At 38.2% G+C, this 21,542-nt stretch carries 22 protein-coding genes and 3 pseudogenes; 14 read left to right on the top strand and 11 right to left on the bottom strand.

All coding sequences use genetic code 11. The features are described from left to right. Positions 1–122: 122 nt before the first annotated feature. Positions 123–464 (bottom strand): annotated as a pseudogene (locus A2003_RS03765) (diacylglycerol kinase). Positions 465–566: 102 nt separating this feature from the next. Between A2003_RS03765 and A2003_RS03760 the strand changes: the two are divergent. After that, entirely contained in the window at positions 567–1,268 is a 702-nt protein-coding gene (locus A2003_RS03760) for a VIT1/CCC1 transporter family protein (RefSeq protein ID WP_004761016.1), read from the top strand. A 154-nt stretch (positions 1,269–1,422) separates the two neighbouring features. Here A2003_RS03760 and A2003_RS03755 read toward each other — a convergent pair whose 3' ends face one another. The 5 genes and pseudogenes from A2003_RS03755 to A2003_RS03735 form a co-directional block, all read right to left on the bottom strand. Further along, on the bottom strand, positions 1,423–1,935 hold the full coding sequence (locus tag A2003_RS03755) for a cytochrome b (RefSeq protein ID WP_004761014.1): 513 nt from the start codon (positions 1,933–1,935) through the stop codon (positions 1,423–1,425). A 22-nt stretch (positions 1,936–1,957) separates the two neighbouring features. Continuing rightward, positions 1,958–3,136, bottom strand: a pseudogene (locus A2003_RS03750) (heavy metal translocating P-type ATPase); the annotation flags it as partial. A 178-nt stretch (positions 3,137–3,314) separates the two neighbouring features. After that, positions 3,315–3,509: a heavy-metal-associated domain-containing protein gene (locus A2003_RS03745; protein WP_004281879.1), complete on the bottom strand. Its 195-nt coding sequence runs from the start codon at positions 3,507–3,509 to the stop codon at positions 3,315–3,317. Positions 3,510–3,978: 469 nt separating this feature from the next. After that, on the bottom strand, positions 3,979–4,860 hold the full coding sequence (locus A2003_RS03740) for a CopD family protein (RefSeq protein WP_286686828.1): 882 nt from the start codon (positions 4,858–4,860) through the stop codon (positions 3,979–3,981). Positions 4,861–4,924: 64 nt separating this feature from the next. Next, complete coding sequence (locus A2003_RS03735; RefSeq protein WP_004681441.1) at positions 4,925–5,305, bottom strand: copper resistance CopC family protein; 381 nt, start codon at positions 5,303–5,305, stop codon at positions 4,925–4,927. A gap of 351 nt (positions 5,306–5,656) precedes the next feature. Here A2003_RS03735 and A2003_RS03730 point away from each other — a divergent pair, with 351 nt between their 5' ends. The 6 genes from A2003_RS03730 (at position 5,657) to A2003_RS03705 (ending at position 11,669) form a co-directional block, all read left to right on the top strand. Further along, entirely contained in the window at positions 5,657–5,899 is a 243-nt protein-coding gene (locus tag A2003_RS03730; RefSeq protein ID WP_004281876.1) for a DUF2789 family protein, read from the top strand. Positions 5,900–6,624: 725 nt separating this feature from the next. Further along, entirely contained in the window at positions 6,625–7,056 is a 432-nt protein-coding gene (locus A2003_RS03725; RefSeq protein WP_004695737.1) for a hypothetical protein, read from the top strand. 26 nt (positions 7,057–7,082) lie between these two features. After that, positions 7,083–7,331 carry a DUF2933 domain-containing protein gene (locus A2003_RS03720; RefSeq protein ID WP_004695740.1) on the top strand — a complete coding sequence of 83 codons (249 nt, stop codon included), beginning with the start codon at positions 7,083–7,085 and terminating at the stop codon, positions 7,329–7,331. Between the two features lie 20 nt (positions 7,332–7,351). Beyond that, entirely contained in the window at positions 7,352–8,002 is a 651-nt protein-coding gene (locus A2003_RS03715) for a methyltransferase family protein (protein WP_004663997.1), read from the top strand. 11 nt (positions 8,003–8,013) lie between these two features. Beyond that, the gene (locus A2003_RS03710; protein ID WP_286686827.1) at positions 8,014–10,389 is read left to right on the top strand and encodes a heavy metal translocating P-type ATPase; all 2,376 of its coding nucleotides are present in this window, start codon (positions 8,014–8,016) and stop codon (positions 10,387–10,389) included. Further along, a complete protein-coding gene (locus tag A2003_RS03705; protein ID WP_109267457.1) occupies positions 10,386–11,669 on the top strand; it encodes an MgtC/SapB family protein in 1,284 nt (427 codons plus the stop codon). Before A2003_RS03710 ends, A2003_RS03705 begins: the two co-directional genes overlap by 4 nt. Positions 11,670–11,707: 38 nt before the next feature. Here A2003_RS03705 and A2003_RS03700 read toward each other — a convergent pair whose 3' ends face one another. Both A2003_RS03700 and A2003_RS03695 read right to left on the bottom strand, forming a co-directional pair. Further along, entirely contained in the window at positions 11,708–13,108 is a 1,401-nt protein-coding gene (locus A2003_RS03700; RefSeq protein WP_286686826.1) for a heavy metal sensor histidine kinase, read from the bottom strand. Continuing rightward, the gene (locus tag A2003_RS03695; RefSeq protein ID WP_004679347.1) at positions 13,101–13,781 is read right to left on the bottom strand and encodes a heavy metal response regulator transcription factor; all 681 of its coding nucleotides are present in this window, start codon (positions 13,779–13,781) and stop codon (positions 13,101–13,103) included. Before A2003_RS03695 ends, A2003_RS03700 begins: the two co-directional genes overlap by 8 nt. 148 nt (positions 13,782–13,929) lie before the next feature. On the opposite strand from A2003_RS03695, the gene A2003_RS03690 reads away from it, so the two are divergent. From A2003_RS03690 to A2003_RS03665, 6 genes and pseudogenes are all read left to right on the top strand, one after another. Continuing rightward, positions 13,930–14,226, top strand: coding sequence for a hypothetical protein (locus A2003_RS03690; protein ID WP_005006338.1), 297 nt, complete (start codon positions 13,930–13,932; stop codon positions 14,224–14,226). A 117-nt stretch (positions 14,227–14,343) separates the two neighbouring features. Continuing rightward, a complete protein-coding gene (locus A2003_RS03685) occupies positions 14,344–16,284 on the top strand; it encodes a multicopper oxidase domain-containing protein (RefSeq protein WP_286686825.1) in 1,941 nt (646 codons plus the stop codon). Next, positions 16,271–17,098 carry a copper resistance protein B gene (locus A2003_RS03680; protein WP_286686824.1) on the top strand — a complete coding sequence of 276 codons (828 nt, stop codon included), beginning with the start codon at positions 16,271–16,273 and terminating at the stop codon, positions 17,096–17,098. Before A2003_RS03685 ends, A2003_RS03680 begins: the two co-directional genes overlap by 14 nt. A 112-nt stretch (positions 17,099–17,210) precedes the next feature. Then, positions 17,211–17,606, top strand: coding sequence for a hypothetical protein (locus tag A2003_RS03675; RefSeq protein WP_286686823.1), 396 nt, complete (start codon positions 17,211–17,213; stop codon positions 17,604–17,606). A 182-nt stretch (positions 17,607–17,788) separates the two neighbouring features. Further along, positions 17,789–17,887, top strand: a pseudogene (locus A2003_RS03670) (cation diffusion facilitator family transporter); the annotation flags it as partial. A gap of 138 nt (positions 17,888–18,025) precedes the next feature. Further along, positions 18,026–18,730 (top strand): IS6-like element IS1006 family transposase, encoded by a 705-nt coding sequence (locus tag A2003_RS03665; protein ID WP_001067784.1) that lies wholly within the window; start codon positions 18,026–18,028, stop codon positions 18,728–18,730. A 60-nt stretch (positions 18,731–18,790) separates the two neighbouring features. Here the strand turns inward: A2003_RS03665 and A2003_RS03660 are convergent, their stop codons facing one another. Beyond that, positions 18,791–19,012, bottom strand: a complete 222-nt coding sequence (locus A2003_RS03660) for a helix-turn-helix domain-containing protein (protein ID WP_004658364.1) — start codon at positions 19,010–19,012, stop codon at positions 18,791–18,793. A gap of 194 nt (positions 19,013–19,206) precedes the next feature. Here A2003_RS03660 and A2003_RS03655 point away from each other — a divergent pair, with 194 nt between their 5' ends. Then, positions 19,207–19,458 carry a hypothetical protein gene (locus A2003_RS03655; RefSeq protein ID WP_004658363.1) on the top strand — a complete coding sequence of 84 codons (252 nt, stop codon included), beginning with the start codon at positions 19,207–19,209 and terminating at the stop codon, positions 19,456–19,458. Positions 19,459–19,710: 252 nt separating this feature from the next. On the opposite strand, the gene A2003_RS03650 is transcribed toward A2003_RS03655, so the two are convergent. Further along, positions 19,711–19,932, bottom strand: a complete 222-nt coding sequence (locus tag A2003_RS03650) for a hypothetical protein (protein ID WP_001986288.1) — start codon at positions 19,930–19,932, stop codon at positions 19,711–19,713. 33 nt (positions 19,933–19,965) lie between these two features. After that, complete coding sequence (locus A2003_RS03645; protein ID WP_000059658.1) at positions 19,966–21,165, bottom strand: tyrosine-type recombinase/integrase; 1,200 nt, start codon at positions 21,163–21,165, stop codon at positions 19,966–19,968. Positions 21,166–21,542: the final 377 nt, after the last annotated feature.

Raw genomic sequence — 21,542 nt, 5'->3', positions numbered from 1 at the left:
TTGAAGCAATGTACTATGATAAGATTAACCCGTTAGGTCAGGTGGCCTAACTTAAATAAAAAAGTCTCCGACAAACCCGGTACGGTTCAGTTGGCTTAAGTAAAATCAACTTTTAAGATCTTTTAGTGGACAAGTAAAATAATTGACCAAATAATAAAAATAATGAGAAGTGCTGAAAATTGTGCCGCACTTCTCATATCTTTTGCCTTTTTGGAATGCATGTTTTTCAAGCGAAATACGATCTAAAACAGCTTCAATCGCAGAATTGAATAATTCCACAATTACAGCCAGTAAACAGACAGCCACCATCAGTGCCCGTTCTATAGAAGAAACAGCAATAAAAAAGCTCATAGGAATTAGAATAAGATCAATTAATACGATTTGACGAAAAGCTGCCTATTTTTAGACGCTGTTTTAGATCCTAAAAATGAATAGCCAGTGGCTACTAGAATCCGTTTTAAAATTTTTTTGCCTTTTAATCACGGTTTTTGAAATTAGCCAATAATAATCTCTACAGATGAAATAAATTTATTATAATCATCCTGATAACAAAAAGGATATACCTTGTGCGCCATTCTTATCATATTGAAAAACATTACATCGAACGTGCGGGATGGTTGCGTGCAGCTGTGCTGGGGGCAAATGACGGGATTATTTCAGTCACAAGTCTCGTGGTGGGAATCGCAGCCAGTGGAGCATCTACCCATACTGTACTGGTGACCTGTATCGCCGGATTAATATCTGGAGCTGCATCGATGGCTGCAGGTGAATACATCTCCGTTAAATCGCAACAAGACATTGAAAAGAATGATCTGCAGATGGAAGAACGTGAACTGCAACGCCATCCTGAACATGAATTAAATGAGCTAAAAAATATTTACATACAGCGTGGATTACAACCCGCTTTAGCGCAAGAAGTCGCGCAACAACTGACTGCACACAATGCTTTAGATGCACATGCGCGTGATGAAATTGGTATTTCAGATCATACTTCTGCCCAGCCGTTTCGTGCTGCCTTCTCTTCAGCCATTGCATTTACTGTAGGCTCATTATTTCCTTTAATTTCAATTATGCTTCTGCCTGAGCGATACTTAGAGAAAGGCGTCATGCTGATTGGGGTATTAAGTCTCGGAATTATGGGTGCCTTGGCCAGTTATGCGGGCGGCGCCAGTATTTGGAGAGGTTCGATTCGGGTAATGATTTGGGGTATTATTGCCATGTTATTCAGTGCTTGGATTGGATCATTATTTAATGTTGCGGTGGCATAAGATCCTTTTTTGTATAATCCAAATATTCCCACTCCATGAGGAGTATAGATAATAAGTCTATAGAAATACCTGACCTATCTGACATGCTTTATATCAATAAAGCATGTTGTTCTAGGTGAACAATATGCCTATTTTCTATAGTTATAGATCTAAATCATTTCATTTTTTTAAAAAGCATACTTTTTAATACATTATCTTTGAAAATAAAATGGTGGATTAATGCAGCACAAGCATGTAAACCTACGACTGTAATAAAGAAGTTACCTAAAAATTGATGCATCTGACCAATATATTTAACCTCTCTAACACTGCTCAAAAGTGGCAAATTTAAAGAGAATACTTGGAAGTTATCAGTGAAACTCGATAATGCAAGCCAGCCCGCTATTGGAACGACACATAAACTTACGTAAAGCGTAAATCTGACAATTTTAAATAATTTTATTTGATACGGATTAATGATCTCATTTTGAGGAATACTTCTTTTATAGAGAAAAACAACACTCAACCGCACGAAAAATAGAATAAATATTGAAATTCCACCTATAACATGAATCTGGCCCTGCAAACCTGTTCTTGTTGGATCTCCACTCGTCAAATATACAATTACAACTAAAACAAAGGTAATCCAGTGCATTATTATCATAGGTTTAGGATAATTATTGTTCATATTTTTTTCCTGAATTTTAAATACCAACAGAGGTGGCTTTGATATTTAAGCTGCCACTTTGGTTAATTGTTCCTCCTACCACAGTAGAGCCTATCGTTTTTTCAACGGGCATAGGCTCGCCAGTAATCATGGATTCATCAATAAAACTTTGGCCGTGAATAACTTCACCATCGACAGGGATACGCTCGCCTGGTCTAATCTCTACAATCGTTCCTGTTTGAACTTCGGCAATCGGAACTTCTATCACCTGATTATTGAGCTGTATTCTGGCAACTTTAGGCTGCATTCCAACTAGATGTTGAATTGCTAAAGACGTTCGGCCTTTTGCCTTGGCTTCAAAAAATCTACCTAATAGAATTAAAGTGATAATAACCGCTGCAGCTTCATAATAAACATTGACCGTGCCTTGTGGCAGGACACTTGGAAAGAAAGTAGCAACCACTGAATAAAGATAAGCAGCCAATGTTCCTACAGCCACCAAGGAATTCATGTCTGGTGCTAAGCGGAATAAACTTGGGATGCCCTTTTTGAAGAAGCGTCGGCCTGGAAAAATTAATGCTACTGTGGTCAAGAAAAATTGCATTAACCAGCTATTTTGTTGGCCAATGTTATCCATCATAAACGTATGAAAGGCGGGAATCAGGTGTGATCCCATTTCTAAAATAAAAACGGGTAGAGTCAATAAGACTGACAAAATTAAATCTTTTTTAAGTTTTTCTAATTCAATATTTTTTTTATCTTGAAAGCTTTCCGTAGTTTGATGAACTGACTTTGCTTCAAACCCTGCTTTGGTGACAGCCTGAATTAACGAGTCACGAGTGACAGATGAACTTGCCTGAATAGTCGCTTTTTCAGTAGCCAGATTTACATGTGCTGATTCCACACCCTCAACAGATTTTAAGGCTTTTTCTACTCGACCTACACAAGAAGCACATGACATACCCTCAATCGTAAGCTCTATTGGTTGCAGCGCTTCCACTTCGTAGCCTGCTTTTTCTACGGCTTTAATTAAAGTAGCGCGATCAAGTGGTTGATGCGCATAAATGACTGCTTTTTCGGTAGCCAGATTTACATGAGCCGATTCAACACCTTCAACAGATTTTAAAGCTTTTTCCACACGGCCTACACAAGAAGCACATGTCATCCCCTCAATCTCTAATGTTTCACTGTAGTGTGGCGTATCAGTCATTTCGGTACTCATATACGATCTCTATCATTTAGATATGCTGAGTTCTATATGCGAAGATCTGCTCGAACCAAGATTAGGGGGAATTCAGGGATTACTTTTATTTCAAGCAAGTACAGGTTTTATCTGTACGATGAGGAAAATAAGAGAGAGTAAAAGTGGTAAGGAATTCCCACTGTTACTCTAACAGAGATTAAGCAGGATCAGCTGTAAATCCACGCTCACTGAGAGTGGCAATGACTTGATCCTGACTCACCGTTGTGTTGATTTCAACGATACGGTTTTGTAAATCAATATCGAGTGAAGCATTCGAGTCGAGCTCTTTAATTGCAGTAGTAATGCCTCGTGCACAACCACCACAAGTCATATTAGCGATGTGAAATTTCATATGTTGCTCCTTTTTAACAAAATATTTGTTTAAACCATTAGAACAGTAACTCTAAACTTTCACCATACAACCAGCCTTTTTCTGAATCAGTTACTCGCTGTAACTTGGTCTGTTTACAACCTTACAGTTTTCTTCAGAGTATTCCAAAGAAGAGTGTTCTAATGACTACAGTAAAAGTACTTAACCAACATTAATGTGACTTTAAAATGACATTTTTGTCATCTACGATCACTTTGAAATTTATAAGATTAGTTATTTCAATCAATGGTAGTGAACTGAATAGATGAGACTGTTATGGGTTGAAGATAAGCTAAAAACCGGTGACTACCTTTATGTATAATGCCTCATGATGCGATTTTACTGTTCTGATTGTCGTAAGTTGACAGTCCAGTAGAAACTTTATTGCTCAGCTACAAAAGATAAATGCAGTAATGTTAAATTTCCTCAATTCCCTTATTTTGAAATTCTCTTATTCAATACCCACGACAGTGGTTATATAGCCTGTTGTTAATAGAATTGATAGACCTAATAACATCTCAAATAAAATGGCATGACTAAGGTGTTTAGCGAATTTAGGATGTTGAAGACGCGGGGTGAAATACCATTTGTTGAAGGCAGCTAAAAGTAGAACACTTATAACAAAAAACATTTTAACCATGAAACCATAGCCATATGCAGTATTGATTAAGGTATTAAAATCTTTAATTAAAAGAAGAGCTACACTAGCGCCACAGGCGATTAATATCCCAACAATGAAAGCAGCAATACGTCCAAATACATGCATGCGATCTTTTAAAGGTAAACCACTTATTTCCCGGCTGGTTTTCCATAACGGATATAAAGACCCCATCCATAACGACATAACTAGAATATGGATTGATAATAAAATTTGAGCAAGTAAGGTTAAATTAGCGACATGTCCGAGCTGGGAAAAACTAAAAATAATCGGGATAAGTAAAATACAAAATATTGAACTTTCAATTATAGAAAAATGACCTTTGTTCCTGTTAAGTTTAACCACCATGAGAAGAAGTAAAAGAGCAAAACTAATAGAACGAAGAACGTTTATATACCCCGTCGGAGTATTAACCAATATATTAATATACGTGGGGTCCACCATACCTGTAATACCAGTATTGGCAAAACTACCAATCAGAATAAAAAATCCCAAGGTACTGGAAATTAGGCCTAATCCAGCGCCAATTGTAATATATTTAAGAATCGATTCTTTTAGTTCAAGATATTGTCTAAGTAAAAAATAGCAAAAGGCTCCACCAACGACAAAAGCTACACTTAAATATAAAATAACCTTAGTTAACCAAGTGGCCCACATCCAATATTCAGAAATCATTATTTTTGTCCATTCTAGAACAACATGCCAGCACCTCACTGACATGTTGAAAGGTAATCAATTCTTATTTAGTTGATTTGATAGTGAAACTATATTCACCATTCATGTTGTGACCATCTTTCCCCATTGTTGTCCAGACAACGGTATATTTACCTTTTTTCAGTTTCGGAAGAGCGACATCAAAGGATTTCTTTAAGTCATGAGTAACTTTATATTTTAAAGGAACATCTCTTCGCTGAGCATCCAGTAACTTAATATTCATCAACATAACCTCTGCACCAAAGTTAAGGGTCAAGTTCTTTGGTTGACTAAGGATAGATGCATTTTCCGCAGGAATCGCACTCACTAAACTCACATGAGCGAACGTAGTTGTAGTAGCCACAATCATCGTTGCAGCTACTACAACATTACGTAGAGCAGTCATTTTATTTTGAAATAATTTCATTTACGTTTCCTCTTGATTCGTTAGTTCATTAGAGATGACTTTATAAAATCTATATTTAATGAGACCACATCATCTCCTCTTATATTTCAATTATTAGTGAGAGACAGAAACAGAGCGATGACTTCAAAATTACATTTTTGTCATTTTTAAAATTTAAAATCTTTAACTATTAAAATAATCTTATTGAAAAATAATGATCATTTAACAAACAAATTATGTAGGTGGTTGATTTATGAAATGTAGTAATCATTTTGTCTAAGAAAATAGTAGCTATTTAATTTTTTATATTTTATTTTAAATATAAACATGTTATGTTTAATTTGATCTAATATAAATTTGTGGGCTAAGCACATGACTCAAACACGTCCAAGAATGACCAAATTATTTGAACAGCTTGGTTTAGCTTCTACTGAAGAAGCAATTGCAAAATTCATAGAGAGCCATCAGCTAGCTGGAGATGTTTTTTTAACACAAGCAATTTTTTGGACTGATGCTCAACGTCATTTTTTAGAAGAAAAACTACACTCTGATGGTGAATGGACGACAGTGATTGATCAATTAAATGAGTCTTTACATGAAAATTCAGTAAAATAATTTTCCGTTAGTATTAAGGATCTACATTCTTCCCTGCATTGAATACAACTCATTCATACAGTAGTACTGTTTTGGAGATGGAATCTCTATTATATAAGTAGTAGATTCCTTACTCTGAAATTTGGATTATAAACCCTAATATTAAAAATAATCTTCTTTACCTTCTATCGGCTTTGTTGCATAAATATGTAAGCATCTGATTTAAATAAATTTAATTTTGGATCAAAAAATAATCAAAACTTCTAAAATCATATAGTTATGAAATCTTTGTGCAACAAAGCCCCTTCTATCTAATAAATATACCAATAAGTTTAATAATTAAATTATCCACCCTTTTTTCTATAAAAAACTATTTTGATCAACTGTATTTTTTCTTTAAAGGAATAACAGTGTAAATTACATTAAGAATGTGTCTCTAACTACCCTTGGAGTCATCTAATCATTTCATTTTTATTTTTTTAAGCACATAAAATCATAACAACTTTAATAGTTTTAAAAGATTAATATTAAATAAAATTTTTGTCATCTCAGCATAGACTATATATTTCGAGAAGATCTCAAAATTACATTTTTGTCATTTTTAAAAATAATTAATTAATAGTGCTAAAATTTTTAAGAGAGACAGAGAATAACCAAAAATTTCATCAGTTTAGTAGTCAAATTCCTAGACTCTGTTCAGTACTAAAACATAGCTTTTACTTCCAAATTATTTAAAGGAAAAAATTATGATGAAATTCAAAAACATTTTTTTGGGCTTATGTATCGCAGCCGCGTCATTGAATACATTTGCACAGCAATCCGATGAACACAAAGATCACCACCCTGAAAAAACAGCACCATCTGCAGTAACAATTAAGCAAACAGTTACCAGCACCACTGCTACAGATAAAATGGCTGCAATGGATCAACACATGAAGGCGATGCAAGCCATGCATGAGAAGATGATGGCTGCAAAAACCCCACAAGAACGTCAGAAACTTATGGCTGAGCACATGAAACTCATGCAAGGAGGTATGAGTATGATGAAACAGATGGGCAGCCAAAGCATGAATGCAAATATGGCTGACCGTCAGCAGATGATGGAAAAACGTATGGACATGATGCAATCCATGATGCAGATGATGATGGACTGTATGCCTCCGTCAGCAACTAAATAGTTACCCATGAATTAGGGGAAAGCACCATGAATCACCAACACCAAGAAAATAATTCAGTACCTAACTTCTGGTCTACACGTTATGCCATTGGTCTAATCGTGCTGGGTGGTATCGCAGCTTATTTTCTATTAACGGAACATTTAGCCCACGTTATCGGTGCTTTGCCTTATTTATTCCTTTTAGCGTGTCCACTGATGCATATTTTTATGCATGGTGGTCATGGGCATAACCACTCGCAGCAAAAAAAATCCGATATATCTGATAACAAAAAATAGCTCTTATCAGGAGATCCATCATGAATCATGCGGAATCGGCTTATGGTTTATGGACGCTGGTTATCATTAACTCAGCAGTTTTTATCATGTTCGCTTTCAGTTTTTTTAGACCTTCCACTGCGCGCGATTGGCGTACATTTGGGGCCTTTTCGGCTTTTATCATTGCTCTATTTGTCGAAATGTATGGTTTTCCTTTAACCATTTACCTGTTATCTGGTTGGCTTCAAACTCGCTTCCCTCAACTTGACTTACTTTCTCATAATGCAGGTCACTTGTGGTCAACGCTATTAGGTGAAAAAGGTGATCCACATTTTGGCATTTTGCATATCGCCAGTTACGTTTTCTTGGGCTATGGATTTTACCTGTTATCAACGTCATGGCACGTGCTGTACAACGCGCAACGTCAGCATTCTTTAGCGATCACAGGCCCTTATGCACGTATACGTCACCCACAATACGTGGCTTTTGTGATGATCTTGCTGGGTTTTTTATTGCAATGGCCAACTTTACTGACACTGATTATGTTTCCAATCCTACTCTTAATGTACAGCCGCTTGGCAATTAAGGAAGAGGCTGAAATGAGTAAACAGTTTGGCGCTGTCTATGACAGCTATGCTCAACAGACTCCGAGATTTATTCCAAAATTCGGCCATAAAACCACTTTTCCATAAGAGAATTATTTATGTCAGATCAAAAAAATCATAACCAGGACCATATGGCACAGGCTACAACAGACGTACTGAAAGACCCAGTCTGTGGTATGACCGTCACTGAAGAATCGAAATACCATGAGGAATTTAAGGGGAAAACTTACTTTTTTTGCAGTGATAAATGTCAATCAAAGTTTCATAGCAGCCCGGTGCAATATATCGCTAAACCCGCAACGACGACTGCCGATGCACATACACAGCATCATCAGACTGTTCAACACGTTAATGCGGCAAGCACAACAGGTACGACCATCTATACATGCCCAATGCATCCAGAAATCAGGCAAGATCATCCTGGAAACTGTCCTAAATGCGGAATGACACTGGAGCCACTCATTCCTGAATTAGAGGAAGATGAGGATCCGGAGTTACGTGATTTCCGCCGACGCTTTTGGTGGACACTGCCATTGACCATCATCGTGACTTTTTTGGCGATGTTTGGTCATCAACTGAACCTGTTCAATATGGCTGTTCAGAGCTGGATTGAACTGGTGTTGTCACTCCCAATTGTACTTTGGGCAGGTTGGCCATTTTTTTCCCGGGGTTGGCAATCGGTTGTGAATCGCAGCCCGAACATGTGGACGCTGATTGGTTTGGGCACTGGAGCTGCATTTATTTATAGTGTGGTCGCAACCATTGCACCGCAAATCTTCCCAGACTCATTTATTTCCATGGGTCGTGTCGCTGTTTACTTTGAAGCTTCAGCGGTCATCATTTCATTGACCCTACTGGGACAAATATTGGAGTTAAAAGCACGTTCGCAAACTTCTGCTGCAATTAAGTCACTCCTTGGGCTCGCTCCTAAAACAGCTCGCCGAATCTTGCCTGATGGAACTGAAGAAGATGTTCCTCTAACGCATGTCCATGTAGGAGATTTACTCAGAATTCGCCCAGGTGAAAAAGTGCCTGTGGATGGTGTAATCACTGAAGGAAGTAGTTCAGTGGATGAATCGATGCTGACAGGTGAACCTTTACCGATCACTAAACGCATCGGTGATAAAGTCATTGGTGCTACCCTGAATACCAATGGTTCCCTAATCATGCGTTCAGAGAAAATTGGTTCAAGTACCATGTTGTCTCAGATCGTACAGATGGTGGCGCAAGCTCAACGCTCAAGAGCCCCAATGCAACGCATGGCTGATCAGGTTGCAGGTTGGTTTGTCATGGCTGTAGTAGCCATTGCCTTGCTTACCTTCTTTGGATGGGGACTGTTCGGCCCAGAAGAGTCGAGCTGGGTTTATGCATTAATCAATGCTGTGGCAGTACTCATTATTGCCTGTCCTTGTGCACTAGGCTTGGCAACTCCAATGTCTATCATGGTTGCAACGGGTCAAGGTGCTACTCATGGTGTGTTGTTCCGCGATGCAGCAGCCATTGAGAATCTGCGCAAGATTGACACACTAATCATCGATAAAACAGGTACGTTAACTGAAGGACGCCCTGTATTCGATCGTGTAGTTGCCGCATCAGGTTTTGACGAATCTGAAGTATTACGTTTAGCCGCCAGTCTTGATCAAGGCAGTGAACACCCGCTAGCCGAAGCGATTGTAAACGCAGCACACGAACGTGGCCTGTCTCTTGAAACACCAGATAATTTTGAATCGGGCTCAGGGATTGGTGTTCGAGGTCAAGTGGGCGATCGTCAGTTAGCTTTGGGCAACACAGCACTGATGGAGCAATTGGGTATCTCGGTACAATCTCTGATTCCGCAAGCCGAAGAGCTGCGTTCGGAAGGTGCAAGTGTGATGCATCTAGCCATCAATGGTGAATTGGCCGGTCTGCTTGCAGTATCCGATCCCATCAAAAAAAGTACCCCAGAAGCACTTGCCACCCTGAAGGAAGCGGGTCTACGTATCGTGATGGCAACAGGAGATGGTCTCACCACTGCCCGTTCAGTCGCAGCACGTCTAGGCATTGATGAGGTACATGGCGAAGTCAAACCCGCAGATAAACTAGAACTGGTCAGCAAATTGCAGAAGGAAGGTCGTATCGTGGCTATGGCTGGTGATGGCATCAATGATGCACCAGCCTTGGCTAAAGCTGATGTCGGTATCGCTATGGGCACCGGGACTGATGTTGCAATGAATAGTGCCCAAGTTACGCTGATCAAGGGAGATTTACGAGGGATTGCTGTTGCCCGTTCACTTTCGGAAGCTACTGTCGGCAACATGAAACAGAACCTCATGTTTGCTTTCCTTTACAATGCTTTGGGTATCCCTATCGCGGCTGGCGTACTATATCCATTTACCGGTTGGTTGTTGTCACCGATGATTGCCGCCTTGGCTATGAGTTTGAGTTCAGCTTCAGTCATCACCAATGCCCTTCGCCTGCGAAATAAAAAGTTATGATAGAGAGTTCCTTTCTTCCACCAGATGTATCAGGGCTGGTTGCAGCACTCGCCATCGGCCTGCTCATTGGTTTAGAACGAGGATGGCAGGATCGAGAACTGCCAGAAGGCAGCCGAGTAGCAGGTCTACGTACCTTCACATTGACAGGATTGCTCGGAGGAGTGCTCGGTCATTTACAACCAAACTTCGGAGCTTGGCCGCTAGTTGCGGCCGTATTAGGGCTTTCCTTATTACTAACAGTGTCCTATGCTCGTACCGCAAAAATTTCCGGTAATCTAAGCGCTACCACGACGATCGCGATGCTGTTGACATTAGTTTTAGGTGCATATGCATCCCATGGTAATGTTACTTTAGCATTAACCGCGGCTGTAATCGTCGCTGTATTTTTGGATCTCAAGCCAACCTTACACGGTTGGCTACGCTTGATAGAGCATCGTGAATTAACCGCATCCCTGCAGTTGCTGGTACTTTCTGTCGTTATATTACCCTACTTACCCAATACGGGTCTGGGACCTTTTGCTGCATTAAATCCTTACCAGTTATGGTGGGCAGTGATCCTGATTGCCGGACTCTCTCTGGCAGGTCATTTTGCCATGCGGCTTACCGGTTCAGAAAGAGGCATATTCTGGACAGGTCTATTGGGTGGTTTGGCATCTTCTACAGCTGCAACTGTCGCACTGGCACGCTATACACGCCAGCACCCCGTCATGGTCAGTGCTGCTATTTCTGGAACATTGGCTGCCTGTGGCATCATGTTTTTTCGTATGGTTGTGCTGATAGGCGTCATTGAGCCAGCATTGCTAAGCACTTTTGGTGGTGCAATGATGATTGCGGGAATCCTTCTGCTGGGTATGGCATTGTGGAGACAACGCCAAATTACCAGCGCTGAAAACAACGATCGAACAATAGAAGCAATGGCTCCTTTTGATCTTGGGACAGCATTCAGCTTCGCTGCTTTCCTGGCTGTCATGGCAGTCTTGGTCCCGGCAGCAAAACAATGGTTGGGCACCAGCGGCATCTTCGTATTATCGACTATTTCTGGGCTAGCAGACGTAGATGCTATTTTAGTCTCACTTGCCCGCCTGCATAGTACTGAAGGCTTAACAACAAATGTGGCTGCTGTCGCGCTAGGGCTGGCCACACTGAGCAACATGTTAAGCAAAGCGACAATTGCATGGATGACAGGGGGGGCACAGTTTGGCCGAGCTATCATATTTGGCTACACAATTGCCATGATAGGTGCTGGCGTAGCTCTGGCTCTCAGTTTGAGCTTTATGTAAGGTCAACTCGGGTAAATGGAAGATGTTCAAAAAATGAGTTAAAATGATTCCCCTTGCATGGATTCACTTTGAAAAACAATGGTAAAAATGATTCGACCATTGAGGGATTCAGCCTGGATGGTCGCCCCAAGCATATCAAGAATAGATTTTGTTATCGCGAGCCCTAAGCCGGTTCCTTCTTCTGTTCTTTGTCTAGATGCATCTGTTCGATAAAATCGATCAAATAACCTGGATAGTTGTTCAGGAGAGATTTCAGGGCCTTCATTTTCAATTGAAAATATTGTGTTATCTAAATTCTGTTGAAGTTTTATGCGTATTGTAGAATTCTTATTTCCATATTTAACTGCATTAGATAATAGATTGCTGAGTGCTCGACGTAACATAGCAGGATCACCTTTGACATTTCCAGATCCTGTTTGTTGAAGCGTCATATTTTTTTCGGCAGCTAGCGCATCATAGAAATCAAATAAGGCTGTAACTTCTTTAACCAGGTCAATATTCTGTAAGTTCTGTAATTTTAGGCCATGTTCTGCTTTTGCCAAGAAAAGCATATCGGATACCATTCGAGCCAAACGTTCTAATTCTTCTAAATTAGAAAATAGTACTTCTTGATAGGTACTGGTATCTCGTTTACGGGCAAGACATACTTGAGTTTGAGTCATTAAGTTATTAATCGGTGTTCTAATTTCATGCGCTAAATCAGATGAAAAATCGGAAAGCCTTTCTAAAGCTGATTCTAGTCTGTCGAGCATATCATTGAAGGCAATTGCTAATGATTTTAGTTCTGTTGGTGTGTGCTCAACTTCTAAACGTTCTGAAAGATGTTGGGCAGAAATGCCTTCTGCGACCTGAGCCATTTTTTGCACGGGTCTTAAACCTCTCCAGGTTGCAAACCAGCCTAAAAACATTAAACAAATCGTACCGGCTAAACCAATGTAAAAAAGTTGACGCTTAAAATCATTTAAAAAATGTAGATGTTCAGATGTATCGATCCCCACAATAATGCGTACAGATTGTATTTCAGTATTTTTGTTTATATCCGTGTTGTAGATGATGCCACGATAGGTCTTATTCTTAATTTTCCATTTAATCCAAGGGTTATTTGCTGACTTGATTAACTGTTGAGTATTAATGATTGAAGGTGTTGAACTAAATAAAATCTGACCTGCCGGTCGTTCTATTTGGACCATAAGATCATGGTGTCCAACTAAAGCATCTTTCAAATATAGATCAAGTTCTGGAGAATTTTTAGGATGCTGTTGGAGAAGATTCTGAATAAGCTGGATTTTACCTTCTAATTGGGTACGATCTTGCGTTTCAAAATGATGCATCACTAATTTATGGATGAAAAACCCCATCATAATGAGAATGCATATAGTCGATAATGAGAAAATAATACCAATACGAAAACTGATAGATTTGAATAATTTATTATTCATCTTCTACCTCTAATACATACCCCATTCCTCGAATATTCTGAATTAACTTAGGGGTAAAATTACTATCTACTTTATTTCTTAATCGTTTAATAGCGACTTCAACTACATTTGTATCACTATCAAAGTTCATATCCCAAATTTGAGATGCAATAAGTGCTCTTGGTAGAATTTCACCTCTTCTACGCATAAAAAGCTCCATAAGCGCAAATTCTTTAGCCGTTAAATCAATGCGTTGACCTGCTCGTGTTACCCGACGTTTTCTCAAATCAAGTTCTAAATCAGCAATCTTAATAATATTATTATCTTCTCTTTGTTGCCCTCGTCTAAGGAGAGTTTTGATTCGAGCAAGAAGCTCTGCAAAAGCAAAAGGCTTTACTAAATAATCATCAGCGCCTAACTCTAAACCTTTTACTCGATCTTCGATTTGATCTCGGGCGGTAAGAAAAAGAATGGGCATTGTTTTACCGCTGCTACGAATATCATTGATAATATTCCAACCATTTAGTCCAGGTAACATCACGTCTAAAATAATTAAGTCATACTCTTCAGAAAGAGCTTGATGTTTACCCGTTAACCCATCTGTAACCCAGTCCGTAATATAGCCAGCTTCGGATAAACCTTGCTTGAGATAATCACCAGTTTTTTGTTCATCTTCAACTAATAGTATTCTCATCTCAGAATCCTAAGTTATTCATTAAAACTATAATAACGTTATAAAACATCTGATCGAGATAGATTACAAAAATGTCATTTTCAAGTCACTTAGATGTTCGGTGAAGCGTTTTATTGTAATACGAAGAAACTTAATTTTAGAGAAACTTATGAAAACTGTAGTGCGTCGTAGTCTAACAATTTTAATGTGTGCTGGAACTTTAATTGCTGGTACTCAATCTTGGGCAAAAGATGTATCAACCTCAAGTGCCACTAAAACGGTAAAAGCACAGGAACCTTGTACAAAACCTTGTAAAATGGAAAAAGATGACAAGACTCAGCAAGATCATAGTCAACATCAGTCTCCTAACTCATCTGACATGTCAAAAATGGATCATTCTATGATGAATATGGACCATTCTAAAATGGATCATTCAAAGATGAATATGCCTGGTAGCAATAAATAATTTTATAAATAGCGAGAAAGAAGTATTAAAGTTTATACTAAATATTTGCTTTATTACTTCAATCTTGACCTTTCTAAAGGTGAGATAGAATGTCAAAAAATCTAAAGGTGAGATAGAATGTCAAAAAAGTTAAGTCATATACTCTTAATTGGAGTTGGTTTATTTTCATCAACTTGGGTAATGGCGGCAGTTAAAGAATATGATTTAACAATCGCTGAACAAACTGTAAATATCACAGGAAAACCGCTAAAGAGAATTACTGTAAATGGTAAATTCGTTGCACCACTTCTTGAATTTGAAGAAGGTGATGAGGCCGTTATCCGTGTTCACAATAAGTTAAAAAATCAGGACTCTTCAATCCATTGGCATGGCTTATTATTACCTGGAATTATGGATGGTGTACCTGGATTTAACAAATTTCATGGCATTGCCCCTAATACAACTTATGAATATAAGTTTAAAGTCCGCCAAAATGGTACTTATTGGTATCATTCACATAGTAAAGGACAAGAACAAGACGGTTTATATGGTGCTTTTGTTATTTATCCTAAAGATAAAACTCCACTAACAGCTGCTGAAAAAACTGATAGAGATTATGTGGTTTTGCTTTCTGATTTTCATAATTCAACAAGTGATCAAATTATGAAAAATATTAAAAAAGAAGCAGACTACTATCAGAACCGCCGCGAAACAGTATTCGATGTATTAAAACAAGTTAAACGTGATGGGCTAAAAGCGACTTGGCAAGACCGTTCTATGTGGAATCAGATGCGAATGCTGAAAACAGATATGTCCGATGTCACAGGTTATACATTTTTAATGAATGGCAAGACACCTCAGCAAAATTGGACGGGCAACTTCAAAGCTGGTGAAAAAGTTCGCCTTCGTTTTATTAATGCTTCCGCTATGTCATTCTTTGATGTACGCATTCCAAACCTAAAAATGACAGTGGTAAGTGCCGATGGTCAACCTGTAAAGCCCGTTCCTGTAGATGAGTTCCGTATTGGTACTGCTGAAACTTATGATGTCATTGTTGAACCGAAACAAGCCCATTACCAAATTGAAGCTGAATCTATTGATCGTACTGGATTTTCGGTTGGAACCTTACATGAAGAAAGCAGACCAGCAGTCAAACAAATTGAGATGCCTAAGCCTCGTCCTCGTGCTTTATTGACTATGGAGGATATGGGGATGGATCATGGCTCTTCATCTGGTATGAACCATGATATGTCTTCTATGAAAGGCATGAATCACGATATGTCTTCTATGAAAGGTATGGATCATGATATGTCTTCTATGAAAGATATGAATCATGATATGTCTTCTATGAAAGGCATGAATCACGATATGTCTTCAATGAAAGATATGGATCATGATATGTCTTCAATGAAAGATATGAATCACGATATGTCTTCTATGAAAGGTATGGATCACGATATGTCTTCTATGAAAGGTATGAATCATGATATGCCGATGAATAGCGCTACTGTTAAGGCGGCTTCAGACAAGAATGATAATACCGTATTTGGATGGGCAAATGCTTCAACACCTGAAGGTAATAAAGCATTGCAATATAGTGATTTGAAATCGTTAGATCCTCAAAAAGACACTCGTGCAGCTGAACGTGAAATAGAGATCCGTCTTGGCGGAAATATGGAGCGTTATATCTGGACAATCAATGGTAAAAAATTCAATGAAACGGAGCCATTAGAAGTTAAATATGGTGAACGGATTAGATTGAAATTTATAAATGACAGTATGATGGCTCACCCAATGCACTTACATGGCATGTTTATGCAGCTTGAGAATGGTCAGGATCCAAGCAATATGCCAAACAAACATACGGTCATTGTTCCACCTGGGAAAACGATAACCACGCTACTCACGGCCGATGAATTAGGTGAGTGGGCTATTCATTGCCACCTGCTTAACCATATGAGCGCAGGAATGATGAATAAACTAATTGTGGCCCAAGTAGACAAAGATAGTGTTTCAAAAAATATTGTTGCTCAGCCCCCAATAAGTGAGAAGGGAGTAAATCCACATGCAAATCACTAAGAATTTCTTCTCAAAAACAGTCTTATCAATTGCATTAGTAAGTATATCAAACTTAACTTTTGCTGATAACAGTACTTCGCAACAAGAAAGTAATATTACAAATGGGGGAGATAATATTATTCTGACCGCAAGTAAGAGATCAGCCCCATCTAATGATGATCATCTTAAAGAACATGGCGGACAAATTTATCAATTAACAAGACTTGAAAATGCATGGTTAGTTGATGAAGACGGTAAGGGCAACCTAGGAACAAGGTTTGATACTTTAATTGGGACAGATGAAAATCGTTTATTCCTTAAAGCAAATTTAGATAAGGCAGAAGGCAATGATCCTAAATATGATGTATCTGCACTTTACAGTCGTAATGTAGCACCCTTTTGGGATATACAAGCTGGTGTAAGATATAGTGAAGATAGAAATAACAACAGCAATAGAGTGGATGGCGTTGTTGGTATATTAGGGTTAGCTCCTTACTTCTTTGAAACTCAGGCTTATTTATACGGTGGTGAAAATAATTTCTGGGGAGCTAGTTTTGACGTAGATCGAGACTTATTACTCACCCAAAAGTTAATTACTCAACCATATATCGAAGCAGATATTGTATTCAATGATAATTCTGACTTTGCTTCTAAGACTGGTTTGTCTGAATTAAAGGCTGGTATAAAAACCAGATATGAGATTACTAAAAGGATTAGACCCTTTGTGGATGTTGCATATCAATATGAAAAAGGGTTGAAAGAGACGAGATTCCAACAAGCCACTGACTCAGAAAAAAGCTGGTTGTATGGTGCAGGTATCGAGTTTGTTTTTTAAAATAATATGACTTGGAATCATGAATGGTAGCTTCGGCTACTATTCATGAAATTGTTGTCATTTCCTTTCGAATCTGTAAAACTAAAAAAGCTTAAATTTTGGTCTTATCTCTATGCAGTGGTTAAAAACATGCCTATCGCTGTTTTTATCGTTTGCTATCCTTTTAGTAGGATCGGCTGCTGCTGCTTCGTCTGCACATAAGCGGTGTTTAATGCCATCTGAACAGATGAAATCCATGCAAATGGAAGCATCTCAAAACCAGGATATGATGCATACCGACTGTATGAAAGTTGAAGCAAAGGTCAAAAAATCTTTACATGATCCATCCTGTATGTCTGAGCAGGAGTGCATTATGTCTTTTGCCAAGATTGCGTATACCCCTTCTACGCAAGAATTTCTGTACGCAAAGGTGTTCCCTCCTATAGAGCGATCGGCTTTTTATTCTCTGGATCAAAACCTTCCTGCTCCTTTTCCTTCTGTTCTTTGGAAACCCCCACGCTCTATCTAATTTAATGATTCATCGTCATTCATAGCATTTTTATGGATGTTCTGCGCGTGCGCGTGTATATCATTTTAGAGCTAAAAATATGAAATTTTATAAAGAAAAGCTATCTCGCAGGGTAAGATGGCCGATAGGTGTGATCTGTTTTTCTCTAGTCTATGGCCAAGTCTATGGTAAGCGTCCGCTGAAAGGCCTTAGACGTTCTAAAACATAATCATAGTATTACTGAAATTACGTTACAAATAGAAAGTACGGAATGTAATACATTGGAACAGCATAAACATTAAAGTGCTGCTCTTTCTACATAATGGACAGATGACTAGGCTGATAAACCTTACCATTTTCCTGTATTACACTTCTATTGGCACTGTTGCAAATAACCACGAATGGTAAGCTGAAGACTGTTTTAGCTAAAGGTGCAGCATATGAATCCTTTCCATGGTCGGCATTTTCAGGGCGAAATCATTCTTTGGGCTGTGCGCTGGTATTGTAAATATGGCATTAGCTATCGTGAACTGCAGGAAATGCTGGCCGAACGGGGTGTGAATGTTGATCACACGACTATTTACCGTTGGGTTCAACGTTATGCTCCTGAAATAGAAAAACGTTTACGCTGGTATTGGCGTAATCCTACAGATCTGAGCTCGTGGCATATTGATGAAACCTATGTAAAAGTGAATGGACGATGGTCTTATCTGTATCGTGCAGTCGATCAACGTGGCGATACCATTGATTTTTATCTTTCTTCTAGACGTAATACCAAATCAGCATATTGTTTTCTTGGAAAAATTTTAAATAATGTGAAGAAGTGGCAAATTCCACAAGTGATCAACACGGATAAAGCACCCACATATGGACGTGCTTTATCACGGTTAAAACGGGAAGGTAAATGTCCACCAGACCTTGAGCACAGGCAGATTAAGTATAAAAATAACGTGATTGAATGTGATCATGGCAAGCTAAAGCGGATCATCAGGGCCACATTAGGATTCAAATCTATGAAGACGGCTTATGCCACAATTAAAGGTATTGAAGTCATGCGTGCACTACGTAAAGGACAAGCATCGTCATTTTATTATGGTCAGCCTCAGGGTGAAGTGTGTCTAATCAACAGGGTTTTCGGTCTCTAAGTACTTTTTAAAGGGAACATCATCGACTCAAATCTCTATTTGCAACAGTGCCGTATTAAGTTAATCTTTTTCTTCAACTTCTTCCTTAAACTCAAACAAATCATTCATCGTACAGTTAAAGTACTTACACAACTTATCGGCGACTGGTAATTCAATACGTACAGCACGGTCATAATACATACTTGTGAGCGTGTTGCGATTGATACCTGTTGCATGCACCACTTCACTTAATTTTAAAATTTTTCTATCGCCCATGAGGCTAGATAACTTACAAGTAATCATATTTAAATTAATTTACAAAAAATAACTTGCTGTGGGTTATTTGAAGTTGTTGACTGAGTAATACTTTGCTAAAATCAACCTACAGCAGGTTATTACAACTTATAGAAAGTATATTTTATCCATTTCAACTAAATTATAACTTTTTAAATATAAGGATTGAACCTGCATTAGATTATTTTGTGGAGATGACCGCCGTGTTACCAAATGAGTTATTGATCAGCCAGCAAGCTCGTGACTTAGGAAATCAATTAATTAAAGAAATGAACATCAATAGAAGTTATGGAATGGCTAATTTTCTTGGAGTAAATACTTGCTATGATAATCATCAGGCTGTACTTATTTGGACATTTCAACTGCTTGAAAGGGAACCTGCCTTAAATGAATTAGCAGAAATTAAAAAATATTTTCTTTTAATCTTTCCAGATAGTGTTTATCAATTAGCCTAAGTTGTTTTTAAAATTAATTTATTAAATAAAAAGCACTAAATCAAAGAAAGCTTTATTTAAAAATACCTATTAATTCAAAAACATACCATTTACTGAATATATGAAGCATAAGTTCCTGCTCTATCACTCACTCGTACTAAAATTACATCGCTCTTTTTACTGATACTAAACAATTTATGTCCACGCCACGTTCTGCGGCTTCGAGGGCTAGTTTTTGTTGAACCACTGAGAACAAGGACAACAAACTGCCTACTATATTTTCCCGGAGAGTGGTGTAGGAACTTTTTCATTATTGCTAATCATATCAGCGACAACATCAGCAACGAGCTCCTCTATTCCTGAGAATGCTTTAGACTGATCCGCATCAAGCCAAGACAATGATGGAAACTCAGCACACAACCCAACATACTCATTATATTCTGCTGACCATGTAACACGGCAAGTATATTGTTTACTATCCATTTGAAACCCCATAATGTTTTAAGTCTATGTATAAAAGTACGATTTTCACTTAGCAGTACTTAAATAATCACCCCACCACTGCATCATTTCAGTCCGCTGGGCTAAATAGTCAGCGTGATTATAGCTGGCACGGGTACGGTTCTTATCAATATGTGAAAGTTGTGCCTCAATCCAGTTATCCTGGAACAAACCTGAGTCATTCAAAATGGTACTAAAAGTGGAACGTAGTCCATGAGAGGATAATTGATGTTTTCCATAGCCCATCTTACGTATAGCCATATTTAATGTATTAAAATGAATCGGTTGATTATGTTTCCGTGGGCTAGCAAAAATGTACTTTTCACCGTATGACCATTGCATGACGTCTTTTAAAATATCTAAAGCCTGATCTGAAAGTGGAACTAAGAAGTCGGGAATCTCATGGCCTAATATGACTTTTCGTCGAAACTGTTTAATATGCAAGGCAGGTATTTTCCAGATTTTTTCATTTAAATCAAAATGATGAGGCTCAGCCAATAACAATTCAGCCCCTCGCACGCCAGTATGTAATTTGAACAGCAGTGCTTTTTTAATAATCGGATGGGCATCCAATTTTAATAAATTTTTCTTAAAATCTGATATATCCTCCGCTTTCAAATACGGATAATTCTTCTTGATTTTACTGTTAATGGCGATTTTATTTAAACCATGCGCGATGTTGAATTCACAATAACCCATCGCTACAGCGTAGTCATAAATTTGGTTCAAATAACTACAAGCTTTCTTGACAGGTTCTTTTACTTGGCGTCCCTCTATTTTTTTGATTACTGAAACCAGGTCATAACGCTTGATGTTTTGAAAAGGTAAATCCTGAAGGTCTGGATAAATATCTTGCTGTAAACATCTTTCTGCTAACTGTAGTACACCGCAGCGGGGTGAATCATTAAATGCATTTTTCAGTTTGAACTGCAGCCACTCCTCCCCTACCTTACGAAAGGTGATGACATTAGAGACAGTATCATGCTCAAAACAATAATTATTGTCTTTAAAGTCATCTTTGACTTGTCGTGCCTTTTTCAGCGATAAATCAGGATAAAGCCCCAACTGAATGCGGCGACGTTTTTTTGTTTGTGGATCTGTATAGCGATAGCACCAAGATTTTCTTCCAGTCGGCTCAATCTTCAGGCTAAGTCCATCTTCATCGGATAAAAAACAAGTTTTTTCCTTGCAATGAGCTTGGCGAACTTTAATTTCAGTAAGACTCATGAAATTTAAATGAAACCTATCAGCGGATTGACGAGATCCATTATATCAAAATAGAAGAAAATATATATGATGCGTACACTACGCATCATATATATTTGTAATATATTGTTTTATATATTTAATATTTTAAGTATTTGTATTTTAGTAACCATTATAAGTACCACCTCTTCTTTAAGTTCCCAACAACTCACTTTTTCTGTCATCAATGTTAAATAAGTCTTGTGCTTTAAATTCTTAGATGACCTCCTCTACCCTTTATTATCATTTTTATAAAAGTAACTATATGGGGTCGTCTCAGGAAACGGAAAATATAGCACGCTAAGGATTTTCACTCCGACTTCTTTTAACGATATCCAACACGGTATTTTTGCTTAGAT

Origin of the sequence: Acinetobacter sp. GWC1_38_13, from assembly GCF_001767535.1 — a bacterium.
GTDB lineage: Bacteria > Pseudomonadota > Gammaproteobacteria > Pseudomonadales > Moraxellaceae > Acinetobacter > Acinetobacter junii.
The sequence above is the reverse complement of the archived record's forward strand: the minus strand, read 5'-3'. Positions and strand labels throughout refer to the sequence as shown.

Bases quoted from the DNA above. Each gene is read 5' to 3' on its own strand.
- A2003_RS03755 (WP_004761014.1), bottom strand. From the start codon at position 1,935: ATGAACAATAATTATCCTAAACCTATGATAATAATGCACTGGATTACC.
- A2003_RS03745 (WP_004281879.1), bottom strand. From the start codon at position 3,509: ATGAAATTTCACATCGCTAATATGACTTGTGGTGGTTGTGCACGAGGC.
- A2003_RS03740 (WP_286686828.1), bottom strand. From the start codon at position 4,860: ATGATTTCTGAATATTGGATGTGGGCCACTTGGTTAACTAAGGTTATT.
- A2003_RS03735 (WP_004681441.1), bottom strand. From the start codon at position 5,305: ATGAAATTATTTCAAAATAAAATGACTGCTCTACGTAATGTTGTAGTA.
- A2003_RS03730 (WP_004281876.1), top strand. From the start codon at position 5,657: ATGACTCAAACACGTCCAAGAATGACCAAATTATTTGAACAGCTTGGT.
- A2003_RS03725 (WP_004695737.1), top strand. From the start codon at position 6,625: ATGATGAAATTCAAAAACATTTTTTTGGGCTTATGTATCGCAGCCGCG.
- A2003_RS03720 (WP_004695740.1), top strand. From the start codon at position 7,083: ATGAATCACCAACACCAAGAAAATAATTCAGTACCTAACTTCTGGTCT.
- A2003_RS03715 (WP_004663997.1), top strand. From the start codon at position 7,352: ATGAATCATGCGGAATCGGCTTATGGTTTATGGACGCTGGTTATCATT.
- A2003_RS03710 (WP_286686827.1), top strand. From the start codon at position 8,014: ATGTCAGATCAAAAAAATCATAACCAGGACCATATGGCACAGGCTACA.
- A2003_RS03705 (WP_109267457.1), top strand. From the start codon at position 10,386: ATGATAGAGAGTTCCTTTCTTCCACCAGATGTATCAGGGCTGGTTGCA.
- A2003_RS03700 (WP_286686826.1), bottom strand. From the start codon at position 13,108: ATGAATAATAAATTATTCAAATCTATCAGTTTTCGTATTGGTATTATT.
- A2003_RS03695 (WP_004679347.1), bottom strand. From the start codon at position 13,781: ATGAGAATACTATTAGTTGAAGATGAACAAAAAACTGGTGATTATCTC.
- A2003_RS03690 (WP_005006338.1), top strand. From the start codon at position 13,930: ATGAAAACTGTAGTGCGTCGTAGTCTAACAATTTTAATGTGTGCTGGA.
- A2003_RS03685 (WP_286686825.1), top strand. From the start codon at position 14,344: ATGTCAAAAAAGTTAAGTCATATACTCTTAATTGGAGTTGGTTTATTT.
- A2003_RS03680 (WP_286686824.1), top strand. From the start codon at position 16,271: ATGCAAATCACTAAGAATTTCTTCTCAAAAACAGTCTTATCAATTGCA.
- A2003_RS03675 (WP_286686823.1), top strand. From the start codon at position 17,211: ATGCAGTGGTTAAAAACATGCCTATCGCTGTTTTTATCGTTTGCTATC.
- A2003_RS03665 (WP_001067784.1), top strand. From the start codon at position 18,026: ATGAATCCTTTCCATGGTCGGCATTTTCAGGGCGAAATCATTCTTTGG.
- A2003_RS03660 (WP_004658364.1), bottom strand. From the start codon at position 19,012: ATGATTACTTGTAAGTTATCTAGCCTCATGGGCGATAGAAAAATTTTA.
- A2003_RS03650 (WP_001986288.1), bottom strand. From the start codon at position 19,932: ATGGGGTTTCAAATGGATAGTAAACAATATACTTGCCGTGTTACATGG.
- A2003_RS03645 (WP_000059658.1), bottom strand. From the start codon at position 21,165: ATGAGTCTTACTGAAATTAAAGTTCGCCAAGCTCATTGCAAGGAAAAA.